We start from the raw sequence: 7,075 nt of genomic DNA on the forward strand, positions 1-7,075 counted from the left end.
GTGATGATGCATTCAAAATCAGTATACTGCAAATAACAAAAAAGGCAGTGACCATGGTCACTGCCTTTCATTAACTTATTTCTCAAGCTTGGGGCGCTTACATATCAGCGGCTTGCAAGGGTTTACGTAATTGAGCGCGAACATTATCCATGCCTGAATAAAATTCTTTCATCATCAATAAGCCCATCATTTTACCGTTATCGGTCCAAATGAGGTTATCAGGATCGTTCGGGTCATTTTTAATTGCACCTATGGCTCTCATTGAGGCCATTTCTTTAAACAATGCGGTATCTAAGTTAACGCCGAAGGTTTCACGGAAATACTTACGTGATAAACGACCAGAGAACATGCCCAGTAAGAAGCGATATTGCATCACTTCTTTCTTGCCATATTGCTTTTGTTGCTCGACACCCATTTTGCCATTGGCAATGCGCTCTTGGTATTTTTTAAGCGAGAAGGTATTCACGTATAAGGTGTCATCTAAGAAACTAAATGAACCTGAACCTACGCCTAAGTATTCATCATAATCAATAACATACTCATCAAAGCCTTCGTTCTGCGCTTTACCAAATGCCCAACCTGATAGCTGAGTATATTGACCATTTAAGGTATTAAGAATTTGACGATACTGACGGGCCATATCACCATGAGGAGCGGCTAATTTACCCTTAACACTCTTACGTGTTTGGTGAGTAATCATCAATGGATAAGTGGTAATTTGACGAGGGTCTAGCTTAGACGCCATATCTAAATCATGCTGAATAACTTCATCTGTTTGACCGCGGAAACCAAAAATCAAATCAACATTGATGATCGGGAACAGTTCTTTTGCCGCCATGATTTTATCAAATGTTTGCTGACCGGTACCGAATTTCTCAATGCGGTCTGTCATCGCTAAAATGTCATCATTAAAGCTTTGCACACCAATAGACATACGATCGACTAAGCCTTCTAACTGCTTAAAGCCAGGGCTGTCTAAGTGCTGAGGATCGGATTCACATGATACCTCTTTAATATTCGGGAATAGGGTTTTAGCATGCTCGATGGTACGAGCCAATTCATCTTCTAATACCGTGGTGGTGCCACCGCCGATATACATAGATTCAAAGTCGTAACCGAGGTTTTTAACCATATCCATTTCTTTGCGTAAAGACACGAAATAGCGACGAGCTTTATCTTCATTAAATAAGAAACGATGGAAAGTACAGTATGAACACAAGGTATGACAAAAAGGTACATGAGCATACAGCATGTACTTTTTACCTTCTACTGGCGCTGGCATCATTTCCGCTGAAACCGTGTCTAAACGCAAATTACGATCAACGTAAAATTGCATCACTTTTTCCATCGCACTGATCATCCAATCTGGCGTGGTGATATTGGCCTGATAAGGTGATTGGATAATGGTATCTGATGGACGGATAATTGATGACATGGCAATTCCTAGTTAAAAAGGGGCTCGCAAGCAACGCTAATGAGTTGCTACTCAAGTAGAAAATTTCGACATACGCTACAAGGATGTTAACTATCTAGAAGTTATCAGTTAAAAACAACCAAATCTGTCGATTTTTACCGCCACGATCACAAATTAGGAGTGCTTAAATAACCAATAGCTAATATAAGGTATCACATTGTTAAAAATGATAAAAAGTTTTGTTAAAACACGGTTAACCTAAAGCCGAAATAAAAACACCTCCTAAACCGAAGTCATTGGAGGTGCTTTTTAAGCTTTAGCTAAAAATACTGCAGACCTATTAGTCTTTATATTTTAACTCGCCATTCGCTTTAATTTCATCATACCAAAGGTTGTGATGCTGTTTCGCCCACTGCTCATCACAGTAACCTGAAACCATACAATCCATACCACCTTCTGACATAGCAGTTGCCATGAAGATATGCACGATTGAGAAGGCACAAATCACGATAGCGCTCACTGAGTGAATAACTAACGCAATTAAGCTTAAGGTACGGCTTGGTTCAAATAAGTTCGGGAACAGTAATAACATTCCTGATACTGAGATGAATAAACCAAACAATGCGAATGCCCAAAACCACAGTTTTTCACCCGCATTAGCAAAGCCCGCATCTGGATGCTTACCTTTAAATGGACCGAAGTTAATGTAACCACCAACCACCATCATCCACTTAAGGTCGTACATTTTTGGCATTTGGTTTTTAGCCCAAAGCACTACCATTAACGCCCAACCCAACATGAATGGGATAGCCATATAGTCGTGAACTTCTTTAGCAACGTAGACTAAATTAGACCACATCCCTTCACTAATATACGGTTGGAAGAAATAACGGCCAGCCAATAGTACTAAACCAGTCAGAATCAATAACAAGCAAGGGATCGCACCTAACCAATGAATTGATACATCAAATTTAGACCAGCGATACACCATCTTACCGGTGAAACCACCGTGAAGCTTAGAAATACCGTTTATCTTGATAAACAGTAAGAAGACGATGATCATGCCAAATAACGACGCCATTAACGCAGGCGCTAGTAAGTCACTACGGAGTTGAAATACACGCATATCATAAGTATTGATAGGCTGTGCATGGAACTCGCTGGTTGAAGTAGTACGCCCTTCAACACCGTCTTTAAGCTGTGTCCAAATTTGAACATTGCTGTCTTGCGCTGTTGTCGGTTGCTCACCACTTGCATGGGCAAATGTGATCACACTGAATACCAGTGCGACTGCGATGCCTATTTGTTTGAACCACTTGTTCATAATACTTCCTCTATGCTGCTTGATGCCCAAGTGACCTTGGGCATCATAGCTATGCTTACTAACTCAGCTGGAGATTAACCCCAAATAGCCTTGTTAGAACCGCGATAAGCCACACGCTCACGGAAGATAGCAGAAACGATTTCTGCATCACCAGCAAGTAGGGCTTTGGTTGAACAAAGCTCAGCACACATTGGAAGCTTGCCTTCTGCAACACGGTTAGCACCATATTTCTGACGCTCTTCATTAGAGTGATCAGCTTCTGGGCCACCAGCACAGAAAGTACACTTGTCCATCTTACCGCGAGCACCAAAAGCGCCGCCTTGAGGGAACTGAGGCGCTCCAAATGGACATGCATATAAACAGTAACCACAACCGATACAAGTATCTTTATCGTGCAGTACGATACCGTCTTCAGTTTTGTAGAAACAGTTTGCAGGACAAACAGCCATACAAGGTGCATCACTACAGTGCATACATGCCACTGAGATAGACGCTTCACCTGGTTGACCGTCATTGATAGTCACTACGCGACGACGTTGAATTCCCCACTCTAAAGCAGAGTCGTTTTCGTTTTTACAAGCTGTGACACAACCATTACATTCGATGCAGCGCTTGGTATCACATAAAAATTTCATTGTAGCCATTCGGCAATTCTCCTAGCTTAAACTGCTGTTACGCTTTCTCTACCTGACAAAGCGATGCCTTAGTTTCCTGCATTTGTGTCACAGGGTCATAACCGTAAGTCATTGCAGTGTTACAAGACTCACCTATTACGTAAGGAACAGTACCTTCTGGATAGTTAGGCGCTAAGCTTTCGCCATGCATAACACCCGCGAAGTGGTAAGGCATCCAAGTAACACCTGGTTTAACGCGTGGAGTAACCATAACTTTAATCTTAATACGGCCACCTTCAGCACCTTCTAACCACACAGTATCACCGTCACGTAGACTACGATCTGCGGCATCAGCAGGGTTCATTTCAACAAACATTTCTTGTTGAAGCTCTGCAAGCCAAGGGTTAGAACGAGACTCTTCACCACCACCTTCATACTCAACCAAACGACCAGAAGTCAGTACTAATGGGTACTTAGCTGACGTGTCTTTCTCTTGGATTGACTTGTAAAGAGTTGGTAAGCGATGTACTTGCATATCATCGTAAGTTGGGTACTTAGACACAAGATCACGACGAGATGTGTATAACGGCTCACGGTGAATAGGTACGATATCTGGGAAAGTCCAAACGATACAACGCGCTTTAGCGTTACCGAATGGAATACAACCATGCTTAACAGCAACACGTACGATGCCGCCTAATAGATCGGTTTTCCAGTTCTTACCTTCAGCTGATGCTTTTTCTTCAGCTGTTAGTTCGTCCCACCAGCCTAATTGCTTAAGCATTTGTGCAGAGAACTCTGGGTAACCATCAGTGATTTCAGCGCCTTTAGAGAAGCTGCCATCAGCAAGAATGTTCTCACCTTTGTATTCAACACCGTAACGTGCACGGAAGTTACCACCACCGTCTTTAACGTGTTTGCTTGTGTTATACAGGATTTGAGTACCAGGATGCTTCTGCTCTGGCGTACCCCAACAAGGCCAAGGTAAACCATAAGTTTCGCCTTTAGCAGGTCCGCCAGCAGCTTCAAGAGTCTTGTTGCTGAACGTGCCCCAGTTTTGGGTGTGCTGTTTGATACGCTCAGGGCTTTGACCTGTCATACCAATAGTCCACATACCGCGGTTGATTTCGCGAGTGATGTCTTCAATAACTAGGATGTCATTGGCATCTTTAGCGATACGTTTAGTGTATTGCTCTGCAAAACCAAGCTTTTGAGATAGACGGTACATGATCTCAAGGTCAGTTTTTGATTCGAATAAAGGCTCGATAACCTTTTCACGCCACTGCTGACTACGGCCAGAGTTAGATACTGAACCTTCAGTTTCGAACTGAGTCGCAGCTGGAAGCAAGTAAACACCGTTCTGACGACGATGCATAACACCCGCCATAGTTGGGAATGGATCCACAACAACAACTGTGTCCATCTTATCTAATGCATCACGCACTTCGCTTTGACGAGTTTCAGTGTTAACAGATTGACCCCAGAAGAATGCCATACGGATGTTGTCATTCTGTGCTAGTTTACCTTTCTCTTCTAACACACCATCGTGCCAGCGAGAACAAGGAATACCAGGAGTGGTCATTGGATCACGACCTAAGTAAGTACCTTGGTCGAAACGGTTGCTAACCCAAGATTTTTCAAGATCCCAAACGTTAGTCCAGTGATCCCAAGCGCCTGAAGTTAGACCGTAGTAACCTGGTAAGTTATCAAATAACAAACCTAAGTCAGTTGCACCCTGTACGTTATCGTGACCACGGAAAATGTTTGTTCCGCCACCAGATACACCCATGTTACCAAGGGCTAATTGAAGGATACAGTAAGCACGAGTGTTTGCGTTACCCACGTGATGCTGAGTACCACCCATACACCAAACAACAGTACCTGGACGGTTATCTGCCATCATTTTCGCAGCTTGGTAAACTTCTTCTTCGCTACAGCCAGTTACATCAGCAACTTCTTTAGGCGGGAATTTTTTCACTTCTTCGCGAATTGATTCCATTTCGAAAACACGTTCTTTGATGAACGTCTTGTCTTCCCAACCATTTTCAAAGATGTGCCATAGCATACCGTAAATGAATGGAATATCAGTACCAGGACGTAGACCACAATGTAGGTCAGCGTGCGCTGCAGTACGTGAGAAACGAGGATCAACAACGATGATTTTCGCGTTGTTTTTCTCTTTCGCTAATAAGATATGCTGCATTGCAACTGGATGCGCTTCAGCCGGGTTTGCACCGATGAAGAAGATTGCATTTGCATTTTGGATATCATTGAAAGAGTTAGTTTGCGCACCATAGCCCCAAGTGTTTGCAACACCAGCTACAGTGGTAGAGTGACAAATACGTGCAGAGTGATCGATGTTGTTCGTGCCCCACATAGCCGCAAATTTACGGTACATGTAACAACCTTCGTTCGAGAACTTAGCACTACCCATGAAGTAAACTGAATCAGGACCTGACTCTTCACGGATATCTTGCATCTTGTCGCCAACTTCGTTGTAAGCTTGCTCCCAAGATAGTTTCTTCCACTTGCCATCAACCAATTTCATTGGGTATTTAAGACGCTTCTCACCGTGACCATGTTCACGTAATGCAGCACCTTTAGCACAGTGTCCACCAGCATTAAATGGGTGATCGAATGCAGGCTCTTGACCTGTCCAAACACCATTTTGTACTTCAGCGTATAAACCACAACCAACAGCACATGCAGAACATACGGTACGTTTGATTTCAGTTGGTGCATCATGAGCAATTTCTTTTGCTTCAGCTCGACGCATCATGCCAGTGCCCATTAATGAAGCAGCGGCGATACCACCAGTAGCAATACCTGCATTCTTCATAAATTGACGACGGTTGATACCGAGCGACTTGCTAGCAGCTTTAGGTGCTGCCGTAGACTTGCGAGTTAACTTCATCGCTTATTTCTCCTGAATTATCCGCGTAAGCTATCGTAGTAGCTACGAATATGCGCAGTTTCTTTGTAACCATTAGAACCTTTGATACTAATGTTACTCTCGGTTGCTTTTGCCACACTCACACCTGAAACAGCAATTGCTGCAGTAGCAGCGCTACCTACGGTGATGGCTTTCAGCAAAGATCTGCGGTTCAGATCAGGCTGTTGCTTCTTCATCTTTACTCCTGGGTTTAATACACATCTGCTTATCATGCAGATGCCCTCTTAGGCCTTTTTAGTTACCAAACACCATTGTTAATCAATGGTTAAGCGGATGAGCTAAAAAGGTAAAAACACATATAAATGAATCTAGTCCACAAATTTACGCCGCTAATATATAGAGAGAGAGGCTGAAATAATATGATCTAACACCTGTTCATTGGCCTAAAATAACCAATAAATAAAGAAAGCGTTAACTGGGTCATGTTTTCAAATCATGCCGTGTGAGAACAAAACTTTTGGGTGGGATTTTAGCAGTGCTTACAATGTTAAATTACTTAACAAGTAGATTGAGTTAAAAGGATTTTTATACGGTTTTTGTCTAAATAAACACCACAATCACTATATAACTTTTAGTACTTAAAAGCTGTACTTGCAGTGCTTTTCGTTATTAAAATAGCCAATATTTAGCTGACCACAAATGCCTCTGTAAACATTAACAAGCAAGTTACTTTTGAGCATAGGTAGCGCACAAAAAGCGGCCGTAAAAATTCAGTAGTAACAGCAATCAATAAGCCACTAAAATTGGTCAAAATAACTATTGAAATAACT

At 42.5% G+C, this 7,075-nt stretch carries 5 protein-coding genes; all 5 read right to left on the minus strand.

The window, feature by feature from the left end; all coding sequences use genetic code 11:
- Positions 1–97: 97 nt before the first annotated feature.
- Entirely contained in the window at positions 98–1,435 is a 1,338-nt protein-coding gene (locus BCU94_RS11725; RefSeq protein WP_102435978.1) for a coproporphyrinogen III oxidase family protein, read from the minus strand.
- A gap of 319 nt (positions 1,436–1,754) precedes the next feature.
- The gene (locus BCU94_RS11730; protein WP_102476476.1) at positions 1,755–2,738 is read right to left on the minus strand and encodes a formate dehydrogenase subunit gamma; all 984 of its coding nucleotides are present in this window, start codon (positions 2,736–2,738) and stop codon (positions 1,755–1,757) included.
- 74 nt (positions 2,739–2,812) lie between these two features.
- The gene (gene fdh3B / locus BCU94_RS11735; protein WP_102476477.1) at positions 2,813–3,382 is read right to left on the minus strand and encodes a formate dehydrogenase FDH3 subunit beta; all 570 of its coding nucleotides are present in this window, start codon (positions 3,380–3,382) and stop codon (positions 2,813–2,815) included.
- Between the two features lie 28 nt (positions 3,383–3,410).
- Positions 3,411–6,266, minus strand: coding sequence for a formate dehydrogenase subunit alpha (locus tag BCU94_RS11740; protein ID WP_102476478.1), 2,856 nt, complete (start codon positions 6,264–6,266; stop codon positions 3,411–3,413).
- A gap of 17 nt (positions 6,267–6,283) precedes the next feature.
- The gene (locus tag BCU94_RS11745; RefSeq protein ID WP_102435971.1) at positions 6,284–6,481 is read right to left on the minus strand and encodes a twin-arginine translocation signal domain-containing protein; all 198 of its coding nucleotides are present in this window, start codon (positions 6,479–6,481) and stop codon (positions 6,284–6,286) included.
- Positions 6,482–7,075: the final 594 nt, after the last annotated feature.

The sequence above is a fragment of the Shewanella sp. 10N.286.52.C2 genome (genome assembly GCF_002874545.1).
Lineage (GTDB): Bacteria > Pseudomonadota > Gammaproteobacteria > Enterobacterales > Shewanellaceae > Shewanella.

Bases quoted from the DNA above. Each gene is read 5' to 3' on its own strand.
- BCU94_RS11740 (WP_102476478.1), bottom strand. From the start codon at position 6,266: ATGAAGTTAACTCGCAAGTCTACGGCAGCACCTAAAGCTGCTAGCAAG.
- fdh3B (WP_102476477.1), bottom strand. From the start codon at position 3,382: ATGGCTACAATGAAATTTTTATGTGATACCAAGCGCTGCATCGAATGT.
- BCU94_RS11725 (WP_102435978.1), bottom strand. From the start codon at position 1,435: ATGTCATCAATTATCCGTCCATCAGATACCATTATCCAATCACCTTAT.
- BCU94_RS11730 (WP_102476476.1), bottom strand. From the start codon at position 2,738: ATGAACAAGTGGTTCAAACAAATAGGCATCGCAGTCGCACTGGTATTC.
- BCU94_RS11745 (WP_102435971.1), bottom strand. From the start codon at position 6,481: ATGAAGAAGCAACAGCCTGATCTGAACCGCAGATCTTTGCTGAAAGCC.